Origin of the sequence: Halopenitus persicus, from assembly GCF_002355635.1 — an archaeon.
Classification (GTDB): domain Archaea; phylum Halobacteriota; class Halobacteria; order Halobacteriales; family Haloferacaceae; genus Halopenitus; species Halopenitus persicus_A.
Genome location: NZ_AP017558.1, coordinates 562,920 through 582,120 on the forward strand (window position 1 = coordinate 562,920; position 19,201 = coordinate 582,120).

Sequence of the window (19,201 nt, forward strand, 5' to 3'; positions counted from 1 at the left end):
CGATAGTTGAGTGAATGATCGATGTCGGTGCATTCGACGTCAAACGATGATATCACGTCCGAGAAGGCTATGGCACGGCGATCTGAAACGTCATACTCTCGTCTGTCGTCCGACAGACGTGCCGAGTATATGTGAACTCATCACAAGGTAGACACGCGAGAGGCTCCCGAAGAATACCGTCGTTCGTGTCGTCGAGACTGGGTGGGAACCGCAGTTGGATCGTCAGCGAGGACTTTCGACGGACATGTCCGGTCCTAGTCGTACCGTTCCGGACCCGCAAGCATAGTGTCGTTCTGGGTCACGGAGACGCTCAGCGGCGGCTCGTTCAGCTGGTCCGGAAGGCTGAATTGACACGATATCGATCCGGTACGGTCGACCGTCGCGACGCACTGCGAGAGGTACGAATAGCTGCTCCTGGTCGACTCCGTCGACAGGCGAACGATCACCTGATTGCCGGTGGCAAGGTTCGTCTCAGCATCCACCGACACGGACGCCGGTTCGTCGCCGGAGCGCGTCGTCCGATCGACCGACGTGATCGTGACCGATGGCGAAACGATGGAGACGTTTTCGCTCATCGCGATCCGATCCCATCCGAACCCGTAGTGATCGCGGGCGTCAAGGGACACCCGATACTCGCCGGTGCCGAGACGGTCCGTATCGAGGTCGGCCAGTAACGTCCCCGCCTCGGGGTTATACGTCGTGTTCACTCCCGCAAGCGGCGCCACGATCCGATCGTCATCGTCCTGGATCCGGAGGTCGATTCCGTGGCCGAGCGTCCCCTCCCCGGCGGGACCGTACACCATCGTATCGGTTTCGTTATACAGATCGTCGTCCCCCGGAACGTCCGAGGCAAGCGAAACATGGACCCCGTTTCGGTCGGTCGTTTCGGGGTTCCGTGTGGAGTACGCCATGATAAACGTGTCCGATTCCGAGATCGAGAGCGGACGATCGAAGGCGATCGTTGCCATCCCGCTCGAACTGGTACGGATGTTCACGATCCGGATCTTGAGCGATCTATCGACCCGTCCGTCCCGATCCGTGTCGATCCCGATCGTCTCGATGCCGTCACGGGAGATCCGTTGCGTGTTCGGAACGGTTTGACTCGACCCGTCGTATACGACCCGAACCGATCTGACGTCCGAGACGTTCTCGTCCGGCGATAGTTGAATGAGATGCGTGGTTTCCGCACCGGGGTGTGAGTCATTGGCGAAGACGAGACGCTCGCTCGGCGGCGTTCCCTCCATCGCACCTTCGATGCTCGGGACGTCGAACTCGACGCGACCGACGTCGCCGACCGTGACGTTCGTTGAAGATTCCACAGTGGCGTTCATCGTGGCGTCCACAGTGGCGTTCATCGTGGCGTCCATAGTGGGAACGTCCGGCTCCCGTGGCACCGGATCGGTACGACGATGGAGGGCAACGCTTCGGCTGTCCCCGACCGACCCGTTCTCCAGTCGGAGCACCGATGCGATCCGGGAGTCGCCGGTCGACACGATGAGGTTGTACCGGCCGGATTCGAGCACCGACGGCGACTGTCCGGCTGACTGTTCAATGGCGGTCACACGATCCTTGGGCGAAGCCGTATCGAACGAGGCTCCATCGGAGCCGTTCGCTCCGAGGAACGTGTTGAACCGAACCCCGACGTGCCCGTCGTCGTTATCGTCGTGAACGCGAAGAACCGCTCGATATTCCCGGTCGGAGGATTGGATCAGAAGCTTCGCCTCGTCCGTGTTCACCAATTCGATTCCGATGGTGGCGACGTTGCCCCGATCCACGACGATATCCGTCTCGGAGAAACCGACTGCACTGTCGGCTGCAGTACCCCCAGCGACGCCGATTCCGACGGCTGCTGCGGAGACGAGAAGACAGAAGGAGAGCAGCAGCGTTCGCGATCGGCGATTCCGGATAGCCATTATGACGCTGGTTTCCGTGCAATGGATAAGTACTTTCTGTGCCGGATGTCACCTGAGTACCGAGTATGCGTCGGGTTATGTTTCGGTCACACGCTCCGTGAGCCCCGCGAACGGCGCCGCCTCGTCGTACCGGGCCCACAGCAGCACCGCGGGCGGGAGCGCGACCACGGACATCACGAACGAGTAGGTCACGCTCAGCGCCATCAACAGCCCGAAGTCGCCGAGGACGGGCGTGATCGCGAGCGCGAGCGCACCGGTGCCCAGCGACGTCGTGAGCATGCTGCCCAGCAGCGCCCCGCCGGTCCCCGAGAGGGTTATCACCATCGCCTCGTGGGCGTCGTGGCCGTCGTTGTACTCGTCGATGAACCGGTGGGTGGTGTGGACCGAGTAGGCGATCCCCAGCCCGATCGAAATGGAGAGGATGGTCGCGGTCAGCGCGTTCAGCGACATCCCCAACAGCCGCATCGTTCCGATCAGGTAGGCGATCGCGATCAGGATCGGGAAGACGTTGACGACGCCGAGCATCGGCTTCCGGTTCAACACCCCGTAGGAGAGCACGAGGAAGATCCCCGTCAGCCCGACCGCCAGGATCAGCCCGTTGATCGCCGACGCGAAGATGACGTCGGTGACGGCGTCGAAGACGACGAGCGACCCGGTCGCGGTCGCCGTGTACCGGAAGTCGTCGGCGAACTCGCGGGTGTCGGCGGCCGCCTCCCCCTGGCTGGCGTCCGACTCGATCGCGTAGGTGACCTGCGCGCTCCGGCGGTCCTCGGTGAGATACTGCGCCGCCCGGTCGCCCGCCGGCGAGGCGAACAGCTCGTCGTAGATCCGGTCGAGGTTCCGGTCCGGGATCCCGTTGCCGTTCAGGTCGTTGCGCGCCACGAGCGCCGCGAACTCGGGGTCCGACCGGGCGTGTGACTCGATCACGGTGAGGATGCTTCCCTGTGGCCGTGCCTCGCCGCCGTCGGTCACCGCGAGCGCGTCTGGCGGGTCGTCGTTGGGCGCCGCAAGCGACTCGAGGGCGTGGTCCTCCTCGAAGTTCCCCTCGACGTACAACTTCACCGACTGGTCCTGGTTGGTCGCGAACTTGTCCTCCAGCAGGTTGATCGTCTCCGTGACGGTGTACTCGCCGGGCGCGAACGGCTCGGGGAGGACGGTCACGTACGCCGGCTGCTCCTCGGGCGGCAGGAAGTCCTCCGTCTCGAAGGAGGTGTCGACGCCGCTGCCGTACGCCGCCGCCACGCCCCCGGACAGCAGCAACACGATCACGAACGCGACCGGCGCGTACCGGCTGACGACGGCGGGGAACGCGAGCGCCCGCCCCAGCGCCGAGTCCTCGGAGGCGATCGGCGAGGAGTTGAACTCGGGGACGCCAAACCGGTCGCGCAGCCGGTCGACCTCCAGCTTGGCCGCCGGCAGGAAGAGCCCGAAGATCAGGAACGTGAAGACGATCCCGACCGCCGAGGCGATCCCCATGTTCCGGATCGGCGCCAGATCCGAGATCACGTTCGCGCCGAACCCGAAGACGGTCGTCACCGTGACGATGATGAAGGCGATCATCAGCTGGGTGTTCGCCTCCCGCATCGCCTCGATCGCCTCATACCCGCGGACCGTTTCCTCACGATAGCGATTGATGATGTGGATCCCGAAGTCGACCCCGACCGCAAGCAGCAACACGGGCACGGAGATCATCTGCTGGTTGAACGGGATCCCGGCGTAGCCGAGGAATCCGAACGTCCAGATGACCGTCATCAACAGCGCCAACAGCCCGAGCGCCAGGTCGATCGGGTCCCGGTAGGCGACCGTCAGGAAGCCCAACAGCAGGATGACGACGACCGGCATCACGATCGTCAGCGAGTCGCCGATGACGTTGCCCATCTCCGCGTTCGTGATCCCGGACCCGAACGCCCGAATGTCGCCGGGCTCGTCCGCCGCGATCGACTGGATCTCCGTCTGGATGGCGGTCAGGTCGTCGCTCGAGAAGCCGCTCGGCACGTCGTGTGAGAGGCTGGTGATCGACGCCGAGGCCGAGGGGCCGTTCGGGTTGTAATCCTCGGAGACGGGCAGGTTCTCGCCCCCGACCTCCCGGATCGCCCGCCGGATCTCCAACCGGGAGGCCCGCTCGAGGACGCGCCGCTGTTCGGCGGCGGTCGTCGCCGAGGGGTCGATCGTCCGCGCGACGATCGGCGCGGGGCCGGCGGCCGCCCGTGGCCCCGACGCCAGCCGGAGGTCCGGACGATCCTCGACGCGCTCGATGACTCGGATGTTCCGGACGAGCGCCCGCTTCGTGAGGACGTTCTCGCCGGTGTGGATCAGCTGCGTCGACTCGTCGTCGGGCTGGAAGGGATCCTCGAACTCCGCGTTGACCGAGTCGAGCGCCTCCTGCTCGGGAAGCCCCTCGGTGAACGAATCGGTCGAATCGGTCTCCGTACTGATGAGCCCGAACCCGCCCGTAAAGAGCACGGTGAGCACGAGGAACGCTATCACGACCCGTCTCGGGCTGTCGACGATCGCATCGTTGAGGCGGGCGGTCGCCGCCTCGATCCGCTCGCCGAGCGGCATCGGCTACTGCCTCCGGTAGCGGACGATCGCCGCAATGGCCACGAGACCGAGGATCGCACCGAGGATCAGCGGGATCGGGAGTCCGCCTTCCTCGGCTTCGACCACGTCGACCGGAACCCGAACCGTGTTCGATAGCTGGCTGTTCCCGTCCGCGTCGTCGTACCGGAAGTCGAAGGAGATGGGGTACGTCTTTTGAGGAGTCGCGGTTCCGGCGGCGGTCAGCTCGAAGGTCACCGTGACGGTCTCGCCCGGCTCGATGGACTGAACGTATCCGGTGTCGGTCGTGCCGGTGTCGAGCGGATCGTCGGCGAACAGCCGCGCCTCGACGTCCGTGGCCGTCTCGTCGAGGTTGTTCGTGACCGCAACCGAGAGCGTTCGCGAACCGCCGGACTCGATCGTCGCGTTGTCGAGCGAGACGTCGAACTGGTCGCGCTCGGGCGCGACGTCAGCGGTCACGTCGAGCTTGTCGTAACTCCGCCGGTCGCCGTTCTGGTTCCGGTAGCTGACCGCGAAGCCGACCGACTTCGCGCCGGCCTCCGACTCGCTGCTCACCTCGATCGGCAGGGCGAACGACGCGGTCTCGCCCGGCCCGAGCGATCCGACGGCGACCGATTCCTCGACGGGCAGTATCGCCGAGGAGTCGTCGGCGTATCGAACCACGACGCCGTCCGCCGTCTGCGGCCCGGTGTTTCGAACGGTGCCCTCGATCTCGCCGTCCTCGCCGACCCGGAGCGACGAGGTGACGTCCTCGAAGGCGAACGACTGCTCGGCGACGGTCGTGACCCCGGCCGTCATCGGCTCCGAGGTCGCCGCGATGCCGTCGGTGTCCTCGTAGTTCACGGAGAGATCGAGCGTGTATCCCCGACGAGCGGCGTCGCTGGCCAGCGAGACGGTGTAGTTGATCGTCCGCGTCTCCCCGGGTTCCCAGGCACCGACGAACGCGTTCGAGCTTGCCGCGCCGGATTCGAACGTCAACGCGTTGCTTCGTGACTCGGTCACCACGCTCGCGTCCTCCGCGGGCTGGGTGCCGACGTTGCGAAGCGTCAGGGACACGTCGCTCCGGTCACCGACCTGGGCGGTGGCGTTCGTCTCGACGACCTCGAAGCGAGCGTCCTCGGTCACTTCGACCGTGATCGATCCCGTCCGTGAGCGCGTGAAATCATTGTAGTCCGTGCCGTATGGTTTATAATCAACGAGATACGTGGACTGGTACTCGTATTTGATCGGGAGCCGGTAGGTTCCCGGTTCGGCGCTTTCGGCGATCGTGATCGGGACGGTCCGTTCGGCGAACCCAGTCGGGAGGTTTCCGATCGTGATCTGCCCGGCTTGGACGTCGATGGGGACGTTCGAGTCATCGATCCGCATCGTCATTCCTTCCGCGGTCGTGACACGCTCCTCGTACTGGGAGGGTCCCCCCCGTGTGATCGTACCGCGATTCGTGATCGCGATCCGAAGCTCGTCGGCCGTACCGGCAGCGACCTCGCCGGAAGCCGTTGCAAACGTGATGTCCGGTTGTCCGATCACCTGTCCGGACTGCTGTTGGGCTACGCTCGTCGCGGGCACGAGAGCGACGCCGCCGAGAGCGGCGCCCACGACGAGGAGGGCGAGGAGGATGGACACGCGATTCGAACTCATGAACGAACACCGGCGGTTGGATCGGATCTCATTGATGTGTTGGCGGGTGGCTGCAGGCGACACGAGATCGAGGGTCCACGTCGATCCGACGGCCCGATCGGCGGTCGGCGATCGACGTGGGGCCTCGATCGTCGGTTAACTAACTACTCAGTTACATTCCAGCAGGGATACACATCAATCCGTTGGTTCCTCGTTGAACGCGGTCCGAATCGGGACGAAGCGACCGTCACCGCCGATCCCGAGGGGAGCGTTCGAGCGGCGGTCACCGGTCGGCGGCTGCTAGTCAATGCCGGCGACCGATGGTCAACGGTTCGGGGTCGATGGCCATCAACCGCCGACCGGATCCGCATCGATGGCCGATGTCCGTTCCTTTTTGAGGGTGGAACGGCGAGGCACGAGCAATGACGTCGGCGCGCGAAGTGGATCCGGCGGATCTCGAGTTCGAGCACGTCCCGGAGACGGACCAGTCGTTCGAGAACGCGCTCGCGAACGCCCGGGACGGACGCCGGCTGTCGGTCGCCGACGGGATCGAGCTCATCACGACCGGCACGGACATACCGGGGATCGACCCGAAGCGCAAGGAGGCCGTGCTCGAGGCCGCCGACCGCCGGCGCGCCGCGGTCGTCGGCGAGGAGGTCACCTTCGTCGCCAACCTCAACAACAACGTCACGACCGCCTGCAACACGGGCTGTCTGTTCTGCAACTTCAAGGACACCGCCCACGCCTTCGAGGCTGACAGCGGGATCGACCATTCGGGATTCACCAAGACGCCCGCCGAGTCCCGCGAGATCGTCGCCGACGCCCTCGAGATGGGAATCTCAGAGGTGACCTCCGTTTCGGGGCTCCATCCCGCCTTCGCGTTGAACGAGGAGCATCACGAGATCCTCCGTGCGCACGCGAACCCCGAACGCGAGGTGAACTACAAGCCCCCCGAGGTCTACGCCACCGATCCGGGAACCTACCGCGAACAGCTGGCGGCGATGTCGGTCGGCGACGTCCACCTCCACTCGATGACCCCCGAAGAGGCCGCCCACGCGAAACGCGGCACCGAGTGGAGCTACGAGGACGTCTACCGGGAGCTGGCCGACGCGGGTCTCGACAGCGCGCCGGGTACCGCCGCCGAGATCCTCGTCGACGAGGTCCGGGACGTGATCTGTCCCGGCAAGATCCGGACCGACGACTGGGTGGCCGCCATGGAGGGCGCGATGGCCGCCGGCCTCGACACCACCGCGACGATCATGTACGGTCACGTCGAGAACGCGGCCCACCGCGTCCGCCACCTCGAGGTCGTTCGCGATCTGCAGGACCGGACCGGCGGGATCCGCGAGTTCGTCCCGCTCTCGTTCGTCCACGAGAACACCCCCCTCGCGAAACACGGCGTCGTCGACTCCGGCGCCAGCGACGCCGAGGACGAGCTGCTGATCGCCGTCTCCCGACTCTTTCTGGACAACGTCGACCACGTCCAGTCCTCCTGGGTCAAATACGGCGACGCGAAGGGGCTCAAGCTCCTCAACTGCGGCGCCGACGACTTCATGGGAACGATCCTCTCCGAGGAGATCACCGCCCGCGCCGGCGGCGAGTTCGGCGAGTTCCGCAGCGTCGCGGACTACGTCGAGATGATCGACGCGATCGGCCGCGTCCCCGTCGAGCGCTCGACCGACTACCGGACGCGCCGCCGTATCGATCCCGACGACCCCGACGCGAAGCCCTTCGGCCCGACGATCGGCCCCCGGGCCGACGGCACCCCGCTGCTCCCCGACGACGCCGGCGGTCCGGGCGAACGTGGCCCCGCGCCCGCGGACGATTAGCGGCCACGCGTTCGAGTCTCCTCGCTCGAGTTCGCTGTTCGAGTTGCTCGCGATCGCTCCGTGAGGATGTCGTCGGAACCGGAGAGCCAGGCGGCCCGTCGGACGCCCTCCGGCGACCGGCTTCGGAGGACTCGAACGGGTCCCTAAGGATCTGAAAACACCCAACAAGTATTTAAAGTGTGCTAACAAGTGCCACATATGGCCGCAAGCCGGTGTGCCGACCTCGATCGAACCGACGAGCGGGTACTGTCGTACCTCCAGGAGTGTGGCGCCGACTATCCGGCGCTCATCGCCGGGAACACGGGACTCCACGTCGCCCACGTCGAACGGCGACTGGAGACGCTGGCGAACACAGGACTCGTCGAACCGGTGAGCGGCGAGGTCATCTACCGGCTGACCGACGAGGGAACCGACGTCATCGACTCGGCCCCGGATAGCGGCCCGTCGGTCTAGGGTCGGATCTCCAGGATCGGGTCCGTTGCGACGCTTTCAAACCGTTCTCCCGCCGAGTGTGTGGCGATGGGATACGCGTGTCCGGTCTGTGAAACGCCGCAGCGCGACGGCGAGCACCTCGCACATCACCTCGCGTTCACGGCGATGTTGCACGGCGGCGGCCACGAGGAGTGGCTGGCGGAGCACGCCCCCGAGTGGGCCGACCGCGAGCCCGAGGAGCTCGCCGCCGAGGTCGTCGAGCACGCCGAGGAGGCCGAGTACCACGAGGTCTTCGAGGACACCGTCCACGATCGCGGCCGACCGGACGTGGGACCGCGCGGAACGGGAACCGGTCACGAACACGATCACGAGCACGGACACGAACACACACACGCGACCGCGGCCGGATCGAACCCAAGCGGATTCGACGAGGAGACGCAGGCGGCACTCGAGGAGGCGCGGGAGTTGACTCGTCGGATGATGGCGGACGAGGGCGATGGGACCGACGCGAGCAGCGACGAGGCCGACAACGAGACCGATACGTAACGCCACGATCGAAGATCTCCCGCGTGGAACCGAACGCCCTTATCGGTCGCTTCCCGTACGCGACGTATGGAAACACGAGGACTGATCGCTCCCGAGACGGTCGCGGAGGCCCGGGATCGCTACGCGGAGGCCGGCCCGGCGGCGCAGGTGGTCGTCCGGGAGACCGCGAAGGCGATGTCGTTCGACGCCGCGGAGTACGACGAGCGCGTGACCGGCGACGTCGTGGAAACGGCGCGTGACGCCCTGTTCGCCTCGCTTCTGGAGGTGCACGTCGCCGACCGCGACGCCTTCGACGAGTGGCTCGCGTCCCACGACCGGTACGCCGACGCGGACGTCGAGCTGCTCGGATCCGAGCACGTCGACCGGATCGTCTGGCACGCGGCGCCGATCGCCGAGTCGGTCGTCGCCGCGACGTTCCACGAGGAGGAGGCGGCCGCGGTCGGGACCCTGCGTCGGAACGCGTTCGGACGAATCTACCGGGATCGGCTGCGACGCGAAGCCGAGGAGTGAGGCCCGGTCTCGATCCCCTCCCGAGGCGACTCTCTCGACGCCGGTCACGGCACCGATGCGTGGCACCGATCCCCGGTCCCGTCCGGAGAACAGCACCTTTATCACTCGCACGGGGCGAATCTCCGACAAGATTGCTTCAAGGAGGTTCACGGTGACACAAGACCATACACGACCGGAGGTGAACATCGGACTCGTCGGCCACGTCGACCACGGGAAGACGACGCTCGTCCAGGCGTTGTCGGGCTCGTGGACCGACCAGCACTCGGAGGAGATGAAGCGCGGGATCTCCATCCGGTTGGGCTACGCGGACGCGACGTTCCGCGAGTGCACCGGCCTCGAGGAGCCGGAACGATACACCGTCGATGCGGACTGTCCCGACGGCTCGACGAGCGAGGTGATGCGGACCGTCTCGTTCGTCGACGCGCCCGGCCACGAGACCCTGATGGCGACGATGCTGTCGGGGGCCGCGATCATGGACGGCGCCGTCCTCGTCGTCAGCGCGACCGAGGACGTACCGCAGGCACAGACCGAAGAGCACCTGATGGCGCTCGACATCATCGGGATCGACAACGTCGTCATCGCCCAGAACAAGGTCGACCTCGTCGACCGCGACCGGGCGGTGGAGAACTACGAGCAGATCCAGGAGTTCGTCGAGGGCACCGTCGCGGAGGACGCGCCGATCGTCCCCGTCTCGGCCCAACAGGAGGTCAACCTCGACCTCCTCATCCAGGCGATCGAGGAGGAGATCCCGACCCCGGACCGGAACTCGGACGCGCCCCCGGAGCTGTTCGTCGCCCGCTCGTTCGACATCAACCGCCCCGGGACGACCTTCGAGGACCTGACCGGCGGCGTCATCGGCGGGTCGCTCGCCGAGGGCGAACTCGCCGTCGACGACGAGATCGAGATCCGGCCCGGTCGCGAGGTCGAGGAGGGCGGCCAGACCGAGTGGCGGCCCCTCTCGACGACGGTCCGGTCGCTGCAGGCCGGCGACGACCAGGTCGACGTCGCCACGCCGGGCGGGCTGCTCGGCGTGGGCACCGGCCTCGATCCGAGCCTCACCAAGGGAGACGCGCTGGCCGGCCAGGTCGCCGGCGAGCCCGGGACGCTCCCCCCGACGCGACACGCCTTCGAGATGGACGTCGAGCTACTCGACCGGATCGTCGGCGAGGGCGAGGTCGAGGAGATCACCACCGGCGAACCGCTGATGCTCACCGTCGGGACGGCGACGACGGTCGGCGCCGTGACCAGCGCACGCGACGGCGAGTGCGAGGTGAACCTCAAGCGCCCGGTCTGTGCGGCCGAGGGCGTCCGGATCGCCATCAATCGCCGCGTGGGCGCGCGCTGGCGGCTCATCGGTGTCGGAACGCTGAAGTGACGTGACCGAGGACACTCCATCGGAGCAGCCGACCGAGCGCGGGTCGACGGAGCGCGACCGTGGAACACCGGAGCGCAACCGCAGCCCGACCCAACGCGACCGCGAATCGGCCGACCACGACCGCGGGTCGGCATCGACGACGCCGGTCGTCGCCATCGATACGAGCGCCCTGATGGCCCCGGTGGAGGCGGACGTCCGCCTGTTCGAGGAGCTGGACCGGCTCCTCGGGACGTACCGGGCCGTCGTCCCCGACGCGGTCCGGGCCGAACTCGACCGACTCGCGGACGGGAACGGACGCGAGGCGACGGCGGCACGAGTCGGCCGCGACCTGGCCGACCGTGCCGACCCGATCGAGCCCGACGGCGGCGACGCGGCACCCGACGACGTGGACCGCGCCGACCCGGCGACTGAGAACGCGGAGCGGTCGACCGACGACGCGGACGGGAACGGATCGACGAACGAGTACGCTGACGACGTGCTGGTCGCGCTCGCCGAGGCGGGCGTGGTCGCGTACGTCGTCACGAACGATCGCCCCCTCAAAAACCGGATCCTGGCGCGGAACGTACCAGTAATCGGTTTAAGGGGGCGGAACGCACTGGCGATAACGGAACCATAAGCGCACGCATGTACAAGCGAGTACGACTCACAGACACGGTCGAAGTGCCGCCGAAACACCTGGCGGACGTCTCGAACGAACGGGTGAAAGCCCTGCTGCAGGACAAACTGGAGGGACGCATGGACGAGGACGTCGGCAGCGTCGTCAGCGTCATCGAGGTCCACGACATCGGGGAGGGAGCGGTGCTGCCGAACCGGCCCGGCGTCTACTACGAGGCCGAGTTCGACGCGCTCACCTACGATCCCGACATGCAGGAGGTCATCGACGGCACCGTCGTGGAGACGGTGGAGTTCGGTGCCTTCGTCGGGATCGGTCCGGTGGACGGCCTCCTCCACGTCTCCCAGATCACCGACGAGTATCTGACCTTCGACGGGGCGAACCAGCAGCTCGCCTCCTCGGACTCCGACAAGACGCTCGGCGTCGACGACGCCGTCCGGGCCCGCATCGTCACCAAGAGCATCGACGAGCGCAACCCCCGGGACTCGAAGATCGGCCTCACGGCCAAACAGCCCGGGTTGGGGAAACACGAGTGGCTCGAGTCCGAACGCCGCCGCCGTGAACAGCAGGGCGAGAGCGTCGAGGAGGCGAACTGATGGCCGAGGACCGCCTCGCATGCCGGGAATGTCACTTCGTGAACGATCCCGATTCACAGACCTGCGAGCTGTGCGGGTCCTCCTCGCTGACCGAGGACTGGGCCGGCTACGTCATCATCACGCATCCCGAATCGAGCCGGATCGCCGAGGAGATGAACGTCACCGAGCCCGGGTCCTACGCCCTGAAGGTCCGGTAGTCCAACCGTGATCCGATCCGACGTCCGGACCCGATCCGACACCCACGAATGCTGACTCTTCCTGCTGATCTCCGATCCGAGTTCAAGGAGCCGCTCGGCCCGGTGACGAGCGACGCGGTCGAGCTGCTCGACCGCGTCGAACGCACGCGCGAGGCCCACGACGCGCCGGCGGCGCCCCTCGTCGCCGTCGGCGACGTCGTCACCTACCACCTCCGTGAGGCCGGGCGCCAGCCCGACGTGGCGCTGCTCGACGGCAAGACCGAACGCGAGGCGGTCGCCGCCGAGATCCGCCGCGCGCTCACCGACGTCGGCGACGCACGGCTCTCCGTCGAAAACCCGGCCGGGAAACTCTCCCGTGAGCTGTTGGTCGCCCTCCGGGAGGCGCTCACGAGCGACGAGGCGACCGTGATCGAGGTAGCCGGCGAGGAGGACCTGGCCGCCGTCCCAGCGATCCTCGCCGCCCCGCTCGGGAGCAGCGTCGTCTACGGCCAGCCCGGCGAGGGGATGGTGCACGTTGCCGTGACGCCGGACACGCGGAGCCGCGCCGGCGAGCTCCTCGCGGGGTTCGACGGGGACGTCGCCGGCGCGCTCGCGGCGCTCGGCCTCGAGGGCGACGCCGGCGGATCCTAAGGACGGACGACCGCAGTATTCTGCAAAGACGCTGCCAAACCGGCGCGACTAGGACGCCCGTTCGGCGTCGACGAGTTCCGCAGCGACCGTCTCGGCGTCCAGCAGTGCCGGGTCGACCGCGAGGTCCGCGACGCCGGCGACGAACTCCGGCAGCGACCGGTCGGCGTAGGTCACCGTTCGGACGTCCGGGTTCTCCTCCTTGGCGATCGGAATCCCGGTTGCCTCCTCGACGTCGGTGATCACGAGGAGATCGGCCGCGTCGATCCCGGCCTCCCGGAGCGCCGCCGCGGAGACGACGTCGTCGATCCGTGTCACCGCGGCCCCGACAGCCGCGAGCGCGCCGGCGAGGTCGTGGTCGTCCGGTCCCGCGACGATGGCGCGGTAGGTATCGGCCGCCATCGTCACTCGTACTCGATCGTCGCGGGAGGTTTGTGGGTGACGTCGTAAACGACGCGGGCGACGTCGTCGTTCTCGCCGGTGATCCGGCTCTGGATCCGCTGGAGCGTGTTCCAGTCGATCTCCTGGGCGCGGGCGGTCATCCCGTCACGGCTCTCGACGGAGCGGACCGCCACGATCCAGCCGTGGACGCGGTTGTCGCCCTTCACGCCGGTTCCCTTGCCGATGACGGCGGCGAACGCCTGCCACGGCTCGTACTCCTCGAGCTCGTCCTCGACGACGTGACAGGCCTCACGGGCCACGGCCGCCTTCTCGCGGGTGACCTCGCCGATGACGCGGACGGCGAGTCCGGGGCCGGGGAACGGCATCCGCTCGGAGATGATCTCCTCGAGCCCGAGCGCCCGCGCGACCTCGCGGACCTCGTCCTTGTACAGGTCCCGGACCGGTTCGACGATCGTTTCGAAGTCGATGATTTCGGGGAGTCCGCCGACGTTGTGGTGGGACTTGATCCCGCCCTCGCTTTCGATCCGGTCGGGGTAGATGGTGCCCTGCACGAGCACGTCGGCGTCGACGTCCCGGGCCTCGCGCTCGAACTCGCGGATGAACTGGTCGCCGATGACCTCGCGCTTCGTTTCGGGGTCGGTCACGCCCTCCAGCCGGTCGAAGTAACGGTCCGCGGCGTCGACGACGCGCAGCGACTCCATGAAGGAGAACGTCTCGCGGATCTCCTCGGTCTCGCCCTTCCGCATCAGACCGGTGTCGACGTAGACGGGCGTGAGCTGGTCGCCGACCGCCTCGTAGGCCAGCGTCGCCGCGACCGACGAATCGACGCCGCCGGAGAGGGCGATCACCGCGTTCGAGTCGCCGATCTGCTCGGCGATCTCCGCGACCGACTCCTCGATGAACGACTCGGGGTCGACCATCAGGCGGTCACCTCCTCGTCCGCCTGTGCGTCGTCCGGATCCGTATCAGCCTGCGCGTCGGTTTCCGTATCAGCCTGCGCGTCGTTTTCCGTATCAGCCTGTGCGTCGTCCGTGGCGTTCGCGCCGGCGGTCCGATCGAGGATCGTCTCGACGAACGAGACGAACGGCGGGCTCGCCCGGTCCGGGCGCGACCGGAACTCGGGGTGGTACTGCGTGCCGAGGAAGAAGGGATGGTCCTCGCGCTCGAGGATCTCCATCCGGTTGTCGGCGGAGCCGGAGAACCGCAGGTCGTCGGACTCGAGCCGGTCGATGTACTCGGGGTTCACCTCGTAGCGGTGCCGGTGGCGCTCGGTGCAGGAGTCGGCCCCGTAGACCTCGGCCGCGAGCGTTCCCGGGTCGATGTCGGTCTCGTGGGCGCCGAGCCGCATCGTGCCGCCCATGTCCTCGGTCTCGTACTGTTCGGGCAGCAGGTCGATGACCGGATGCGGCGTCTCCGGGTCGATCTCGGCGGAGTGGGCTCCCTCGAGGCCGAGGACGTTGCGGGCGTGCTCGACGACCGCGAGCTGGAAGCCGAGACAGAGCCCGAGGAAGGGCACGTCGTGGGTGCGGGCATAGCGGATCGCCTCGATCTTCCCGTCGGTGCCGCGGGAGCCGAACCCGCCGGGGACCACGATGCCGTCCGCCTCCGCGATCCGCTCCTCGTGTTCGGTCGCCATCTCGTCGGCGTCGACCCACAGCACGTTCACCTCCGTCTGGGTGTGGATGCCGGCGTGTTTGAGCGCCTCGTGGATGGACATGTACGCGTCCTCGAGGGCGTACTTGCCGACGAGGGCGACGTCGATCTCCCGGTCGCGGTCGCGGGTGACCAGCTCGCGCCAGCGCGTCGATCGATCGTCGGCGGGAAGCGCCTCGTCGCCCAGCCCGAGCTGCTCCATCACGTACTCGTCGAGTCCCTCGTCCTCGACCATCAACGGGACGTGATAGACGTCCTCGACGTCGGGGTTCGAGAAGACGGCGTCGGTCGGCACGTCACAGAAGAGCGCGATCTTCTCCTTCACGTCCGGGGCGAGCCGGTCCTCACATCGCCCCACGAGAACGTCCGGCTGAAGGCCGATCGACCGGAGCTCCTTGACGGAGTGTTGGGTCGGCTTCGTCTTCTGTTCCCCGTTCTTCGAGTAGGGGACGAGGGTGACGTGGGTGAAGAGGACGTCCTCGTCGTCCTCCTCGTGGGAGAACTGCCGGAGCGCCTCGAGGAACGGCATCGACTCGATGTCCCCGACGGTGCCGCCGATCTCGACGATACAGACGTCGGTTCCCTCGGCGGCCTCCCGGATCCGGCGTTTGATGTCGTCGGTGACGTGCGGGATGATCTGGACCGTCTTGCCCAGGTAGTCGCCCGCGCGCTCGTTCTCGATGACGTGCTGGTAGGTCTTGCCCGTCGTGACGTTGTGGTCGGAGGTCATGTCGACCCCGAGGAACCGCTCGTAGTTCCCCAGGTCGAGATCGACCTCGCCGCCGTCCTTCAGCACGTACACCTCCCCGTGCTCGTAGGGGTTCATCGTTCCCGCGTCCACGTTCAGGTAGGGGTCGATCTTGACCGCCGTGACGTCGAAGCCCGCGTTCGAGAGGAGCCGTCCGGTGCTGGCGGCGGTGATGCCCTTGCCCAACCCGGACATCACGCCCCCAGTAACGAACACGAACTTGCGGCCCAGCGATGGGTCATACCCCGTGTCTGGATCCGTCGGCATACCGACCGTGCGCGAGCGTCCGCCTAAACGGTTTCGGGACCGCGGACGACTGGGTGGAACTCCCACTCACGGGGACCGACCCGTCGGAGACGAAGTCGACCATTCCGGGATGGACTGGCTGAACGGGCGACTACCCGAGGAGCGTCCAGCGGGCGATCCCCAGAAACAGGAGCATCCCGAAGACGTCGACCACGTTCGTCACGATCGGGATGGTGGTGTCGTCGGGGTCGATCCCCAGCCGGTAGGAGCCGTAGGTCGTGGCGACGCTGAAGACGAGCGCGATGACCGCGAGGCTCAGGCCGCTCGACAACGAAATGAACAGTAGCGTTCGAAGCGGCAGCCCGTTCCCGACCAGCACCCCGATGATCCACGTGCCGACCGCAAGAACGGAGAACACCGTCGTGGCCAGCGCGAGCGTCGCCGCCACGTTCGCCCAGAGATGCCGGTCCCGCGGGTCGAAGGCGGTGGTGCCGAGGTGGAGCCGCGTGGTGAGCCGCGAGCTCACGATCGCCCCGAGGTTGCCGCCCATCCCGACCATCACCGGCACCATCACCGCAAGGAGGCCGTACTCGGCGAGCAACGCCTCGGCGTCCTCGAGCCGGATCCCGGCCCACAACACGACCACCGAGAGGCCGACCAGAAGCGGGAACATGTTCCGGACGATCCGCCGGGCCGACCACGTCCCCAGATCGCTTTCGGGCGGCTCCATCAAGCCATCACCTCGATGACGCCGACGGCGACGAGCAGGAACGCCATCCCGAAGACGTCCCCGAGCGTGGTGACGATCGGGCCGACCAGGTTGTCCGGGTCGTAGCCGCGCGTGTAGCCGACGAACAGCAGCGTGAGCAGCCCGACGATGAGCACCGCCGAGGTCAGGGTCCCGGCGATCACCATGATCCCGAGGAACTCGAGAGGGTGTGCGGCGGGACGGCCGAGCAGCGTCAACGCGCCCCACGAGAGGAGCGCGATCACCGCCGAGATCCCGATCCCGTTGACGAAGGAGGCGACGACCGCGTTCACGAGGCGCTCGTCCCATTGAAACCGCGGCTCGATGAGCCCCTGGTGGAGCCCGCTCGAGATCCGCCCGCCGAGGGCGCCGTAGACGTTCCCGCGGGTGGCGAGGAAGACGGGAACCATCACCAACAGGCCGGGGAAGCGACCGACGCTCGCCAACAGCTCCTCGAGGATCAGCCCGGAGAAGAGTCCGCCGCCGAGCGCGACGAGCAACACCGGAAGCGACTCCCGGTAGATGGAGACGACCTCCTCGCGGACGTCCATACGTTCACCTGGCCGAATTCGAAGTTAAAAGTACCTACTCGCGGAACGACCGACTGGCGACGACCGACCGGCGACGACCGACGGGCGACGACCGACTGGCGATGACCAACCGACGATGACCAACCGACGACGGCGGGTCAGTCGTCGGCCGGCGATGGACCGGCGGCGGACCCCACGTCGGTGACGGTCCCGACGCCCTTGCTCGATCCCTCGCGGAAGACGAACCGCTGGCCCTCCTCGACGAGGTAGGGGCGGAACTTGAACCGGACCTGCGTCCGGCCGGTGTCGCCGGGCAGCAGCCGGCCGGACTCGGGGGTGAACTCGGCCGCCTCGCTGGCGGTCTCGAGGTGGACGACCGGCTCGTATCCCGACCGGATCCGGGTCGGGTGGTTGAGCACCATCACCTCGGCCTCGAACTCCCTGACGGGGTCGGGGTCGGCCGAGCGGGGCAGCAACACCATCCCGCGTTCGATCGCCTCCTCGTCGACGCCCTTCAAGGCGATCCCGACGATACGGCCGGCGCTCGCCCGGTCGACGCGGTGGTAATGCATCTCGATGGAGCGGGCCGTCACCGGCTCGAAGGATCCGTCGGGCATCGGACCGAGCAGCAACTCGTCGCCGGCCTCGACGGTCCCGGAATTGACCGTCCCCGAAGCGACCGCGCCGACGCCCTTGACGTCGTACGAGCGGTCGACGTACATCCGGAACTCGCCGCGCTCGGGCGTCGCGCGCTTGGGCAGCTCGGCGAACAGCGTGTCGAGCCGGTCGAGTCCCTCGCGGGTGACGGCGCTCGTCTTCACGATGGGGACGACCGAGTCGTCGATCTCCGCGATCGCGGCGTCGACGCCGTGTCGCGGGACGGGAAGCGGTGTCGTCCCGGCGTCGCGCAGCAGCGACTCGATCTCGGTGAGAACCGCCTCGACCCGGTCGTCGTCCACGAGGTCGGTCTTCGTCACCGCAACGACCGTCGGGAGCTCGGTGGCAAGCAGGATGCCGAGGTGTTCTCGGGTCGTCTTCGTCGGCCCGTCGTCGGCCGCGACCGCGAGCAGGCCGTAGTCGATCTTCTGACCGACGAGCCCGCGGATCGTCGTCCGCAGCCAGGGTTCGTGGCCCACGGTGTCGACGAAGGAGACGAGCCGGTCCGCCTCCGCGACGATCCGGGCCCGGTCCTGCTTGCGGTGGGGATTGTCCATCCGGACCGGGACGTGTTCTCGCGTCGACGTCTCCTCCTCGTCAGCGAGATCCCCATCCGGCTCGTCGAATCCGTACACCGCGTACGACAGATCGGCGGAGAGCCCACGCTCGATCTCGTGGGGCTGGACGTCGAGGAAGCCGCGGGTTCCGCCCTGGCCGTCGTCGGCCTGGCCGGTCACGAGCGACCCCACGAGGGTGCTCTTGCCGTGGTCGACGTGGCCGGCGGTGCCGATCACCAGGTGGTCCTCGTCGGTCTCGAGGGTCGATCCCTCGCGGATCGTCGCGATCCCCACCAGGCCGGGCGTTCCGTCCGTTCCATCCGTCCCGTCCGTCGCGTCGCGGTCGTCTGCTGCGTGGGCTCCGGACCGCGCGGCGACGTCCGCGACGTCCGCGACGTTCCAGGTGTCGACGTCGTGGATGTGCGCGTCCGCCTCCTCGGCCAGCAGGGAGAGGACGTCCATCGTCTCGGAGAAGCGGTCGGGATCGATCCCGGCGAGGCCGCCGTCGTCGGTAACGCCGACGACGTAGGTCGCCTCGCCGTCGCCCGAGAGGACCCGGTGGCGCAGTTGCGCGGCGAGCGATTCCTTGCGTCCGTCCGCGAGGTGGACCTCACGAGTCAGCCGTTCCTTGAACTCGATCGACCCGCCGTCGCGTTCCCCGCGCTCGATGGCCTGTCTGAGGACAGACCGGTCCGCGCTCATACCAATCCGTAGGCCGCATCGGCGTTTAAGCGTTTTCGTGCCGTGGGTATCCATATCACAATACTGCTCCCGAGGGATCGAAGCACACGAAATCCACTCTCCCCGGGACGATTCAGCGTAATGCAAGGTGGAGCCTCCGACCTC

General features: G+C 67.3%; 18 protein-coding genes. 9 read left to right on the forward strand and 9 right to left on the reverse strand.

What is annotated here, in order from left to right; translation table 11 throughout:
- Positions 1-254: 254 nt before the first annotated feature.
- From CPZ00_RS02780 to CPZ00_RS02790, 3 genes are all read right to left on the reverse strand, one after another.
- Positions 255-1,913 (reverse strand): DUF7827 domain-containing protein, encoded by a 1,659-nt coding sequence (locus tag CPZ00_RS02780; protein WP_096389483.1) that lies wholly within the window; start codon positions 1,911-1,913, stop codon positions 255-257.
- A 75-nt stretch (positions 1,914-1,988) separates the two neighbouring features.
- Complete coding sequence (locus CPZ00_RS02785; protein WP_096389484.1) at positions 1,989-4,475, reverse strand: efflux RND transporter permease subunit; 2,487 nt, start codon at positions 4,473-4,475, stop codon at positions 1,989-1,991.
- A 3-nt stretch (positions 4,476-4,478) separates the two neighbouring features.
- Positions 4,479-6,110 (reverse strand): COG1361 S-layer family protein, encoded by a 1,632-nt coding sequence (locus CPZ00_RS02790; RefSeq protein WP_096389485.1) that lies wholly within the window; start codon positions 6,108-6,110, stop codon positions 4,479-4,481.
- Between the two features lie 401 nt (positions 6,111-6,511).
- Here CPZ00_RS02790 and cofH point away from each other — a divergent pair, with 401 nt between their 5' ends.
- From cofH to CPZ00_RS02835, 9 genes are all read left to right on the forward strand, one after another.
- Positions 6,512-7,918 carry a 7,8-didemethyl-8-hydroxy-5-deazariboflavin synthase subunit CofH gene (cofH, locus tag CPZ00_RS02795; RefSeq protein ID WP_096389487.1) on the forward strand — a complete coding sequence of 469 codons (1,407 nt, stop codon included), beginning with the start codon at positions 6,512-6,514 and terminating at the stop codon, positions 7,916-7,918.
- A gap of 198 nt (positions 7,919-8,116) precedes the next feature.
- Entirely contained in the window at positions 8,117-8,371 is a 255-nt protein-coding gene (locus CPZ00_RS02800) for a DUF2250 domain-containing protein (RefSeq protein ID WP_096389488.1), read from the forward strand.
- A 66-nt stretch (positions 8,372-8,437) separates the two neighbouring features.
- A complete protein-coding gene (locus tag CPZ00_RS02805) occupies positions 8,438-8,896 on the forward strand; it encodes a DUF5810 domain-containing protein (protein ID WP_096389490.1) in 459 nt (152 codons plus the stop codon).
- A gap of 66 nt (positions 8,897-8,962) precedes the next feature.
- Positions 8,963-9,406 carry a DUF5809 family protein gene (locus CPZ00_RS02810; RefSeq protein ID WP_096389491.1) on the forward strand — a complete coding sequence of 148 codons (444 nt, stop codon included), beginning with the start codon at positions 8,963-8,965 and terminating at the stop codon, positions 9,404-9,406.
- Positions 9,407-9,557: 151 nt separating this feature from the next.
- Complete coding sequence (locus CPZ00_RS02815; protein ID WP_096389493.1) at positions 9,558-10,781, forward strand: translation initiation factor IF-2 subunit gamma; 1,224 nt, start codon at positions 9,558-9,560, stop codon at positions 10,779-10,781.
- 172 nt (positions 10,782-10,953) lie between these two features.
- Positions 10,954-11,397, forward strand: a complete 444-nt coding sequence (locus tag CPZ00_RS02820; protein WP_096391567.1) for a twitching motility protein PilT — start codon at positions 10,954-10,956, stop codon at positions 11,395-11,397.
- Positions 11,398-11,405: 8 nt separating this feature from the next.
- The gene (locus CPZ00_RS02825; protein WP_039402094.1) at positions 11,406-11,990 is read left to right on the forward strand and encodes a DNA-directed RNA polymerase; all 585 of its coding nucleotides are present in this window, start codon (positions 11,406-11,408) and stop codon (positions 11,988-11,990) included.
- Positions 11,990-12,187, forward strand: coding sequence for a transcription elongation factor subunit Spt4 (gene spt4 / locus CPZ00_RS02830; protein WP_096389494.1), 198 nt, complete (start codon positions 11,990-11,992; stop codon positions 12,185-12,187). Before CPZ00_RS02825 ends, spt4 begins: the two co-directional genes overlap by 1 nt.
- 48 nt (positions 12,188-12,235) lie before the next feature.
- Positions 12,236-12,817 (forward strand): GTP-dependent dephospho-CoA kinase family protein, encoded by a 582-nt coding sequence (locus tag CPZ00_RS02835; protein ID WP_096389496.1) that lies wholly within the window; start codon positions 12,236-12,238, stop codon positions 12,815-12,817.
- A 48-nt stretch (positions 12,818-12,865) separates the two neighbouring features.
- On the opposite strand, the gene CPZ00_RS02840 is transcribed toward CPZ00_RS02835, so the two are convergent.
- From CPZ00_RS02840 to CPZ00_RS02865, 6 genes are all read right to left on the reverse strand, one after another.
- Complete coding sequence (locus tag CPZ00_RS02840) at positions 12,866-13,216, reverse strand: DUF7126 family protein (protein WP_096389498.1); 351 nt, start codon at positions 13,214-13,216, stop codon at positions 12,866-12,868.
- A gap of 2 nt (positions 13,217-13,218) precedes the next feature.
- Positions 13,219-14,136, reverse strand: coding sequence for a glutamine-hydrolyzing GMP synthase (gene guaA, locus CPZ00_RS02845; RefSeq protein WP_096389499.1), 918 nt, complete (start codon positions 14,134-14,136; stop codon positions 13,219-13,221).
- Positions 14,136-15,884: a CTP synthase gene (locus CPZ00_RS02850; RefSeq protein WP_096389501.1), complete on the reverse strand. Its 1,749-nt coding sequence runs from the start codon at positions 15,882-15,884 to the stop codon at positions 14,136-14,138. Before CPZ00_RS02850 ends, guaA begins: the two co-directional genes overlap by 1 nt.
- Positions 15,885-16,014: 130 nt before the next feature.
- Entirely contained in the window at positions 16,015-16,593 is a 579-nt protein-coding gene (locus CPZ00_RS02855) for a magnesium transporter (protein WP_096389502.1), read from the reverse strand.
- Positions 16,593-17,162, reverse strand: a complete 570-nt coding sequence (locus CPZ00_RS02860) for a magnesium transporter (protein WP_096389504.1) — start codon at positions 17,160-17,162, stop codon at positions 16,593-16,595. Before CPZ00_RS02860 ends, CPZ00_RS02855 begins: the two co-directional genes overlap by 1 nt.
- Positions 17,163-17,299: 137 nt before the next feature.
- Positions 17,300-19,057 carry a GTPBP1 family GTP-binding protein gene (locus CPZ00_RS02865; RefSeq protein ID WP_096389505.1) on the reverse strand — a complete coding sequence of 586 codons (1,758 nt, stop codon included), beginning with the start codon at positions 19,055-19,057 and terminating at the stop codon, positions 17,300-17,302.
- Positions 19,058-19,201: the final 144 nt, after the last annotated feature.

What these genes read in the sequence shown, in the direction of transcription:
- CPZ00_RS02810 (WP_096389491.1), top strand. Translation starts at nt 8,963, where the DNA reads ATGGAAACACGAGGACTGATCGCTCCCGAGACGGTCGCGGAGGCCCGG.
- CPZ00_RS02835 (WP_096389496.1), top strand. Translation starts at nt 12,236, where the DNA reads ATGCTGACTCTTCCTGCTGATCTCCGATCCGAGTTCAAGGAGCCGCTC.
- spt4 (WP_096389494.1), top strand. Translation starts at nt 11,990, where the DNA reads ATGGCCGAGGACCGCCTCGCATGCCGGGAATGTCACTTCGTGAACGAT.
- CPZ00_RS02860 (WP_096389504.1), bottom strand. Translation starts at nt 17,162, where the DNA reads ATGGACGTCCGCGAGGAGGTCGTCTCCATCTACCGGGAGTCGCTTCCG.
- guaA (WP_096389499.1), bottom strand. Translation starts at nt 14,136, where the DNA reads ATGGTCGACCCCGAGTCGTTCATCGAGGAGTCGGTCGCGGAGATCGCC.
- CPZ00_RS02825 (WP_039402094.1), top strand. Translation starts at nt 11,406, where the DNA reads ATGTACAAGCGAGTACGACTCACAGACACGGTCGAAGTGCCGCCGAAA.
- CPZ00_RS02800 (WP_096389488.1), top strand. Translation starts at nt 8,117, where the DNA reads ATGGCCGCAAGCCGGTGTGCCGACCTCGATCGAACCGACGAGCGGGTA.
- CPZ00_RS02780 (WP_096389483.1), bottom strand. Translation starts at nt 1,913, where the DNA reads ATGGCTATCCGGAATCGCCGATCGCGAACGCTGCTGCTCTCCTTCTGT.
- CPZ00_RS02785 (WP_096389484.1), bottom strand. Translation starts at nt 4,475, where the DNA reads ATGCCGCTCGGCGAGCGGATCGAGGCGGCGACCGCCCGCCTCAACGAT.
- CPZ00_RS02855 (WP_096389502.1), bottom strand. Translation starts at nt 16,593, where the DNA reads ATGGAGCCGCCCGAAAGCGATCTGGGGACGTGGTCGGCCCGGCGGATC.
- cofH (WP_096389487.1), top strand. Translation starts at nt 6,512, where the DNA reads ATGACGTCGGCGCGCGAAGTGGATCCGGCGGATCTCGAGTTCGAGCAC.
- CPZ00_RS02840 (WP_096389498.1), bottom strand. Translation starts at nt 13,216, where the DNA reads ATGGCGGCCGATACCTACCGCGCCATCGTCGCGGGACCGGACGACCAC.
- CPZ00_RS02805 (WP_096389490.1), top strand. Translation starts at nt 8,438, where the DNA reads ATGGGATACGCGTGTCCGGTCTGTGAAACGCCGCAGCGCGACGGCGAG.
- CPZ00_RS02790 (WP_096389485.1), bottom strand. Translation starts at nt 6,110, where the DNA reads ATGAGTTCGAATCGCGTGTCCATCCTCCTCGCCCTCCTCGTCGTGGGC.
- CPZ00_RS02850 (WP_096389501.1), bottom strand. Translation starts at nt 15,884, where the DNA reads ATGCCGACGGATCCAGACACGGGGTATGACCCATCGCTGGGCCGCAAG.
- CPZ00_RS02820 (WP_096391567.1), top strand. Translation starts at nt 10,954, where the DNA reads ATGGCCCCGGTGGAGGCGGACGTCCGCCTGTTCGAGGAGCTGGACCGG.
- CPZ00_RS02865 (WP_096389505.1), bottom strand. Translation starts at nt 19,057, where the DNA reads ATGAGCGCGGACCGGTCTGTCCTCAGACAGGCCATCGAGCGCGGGGAA.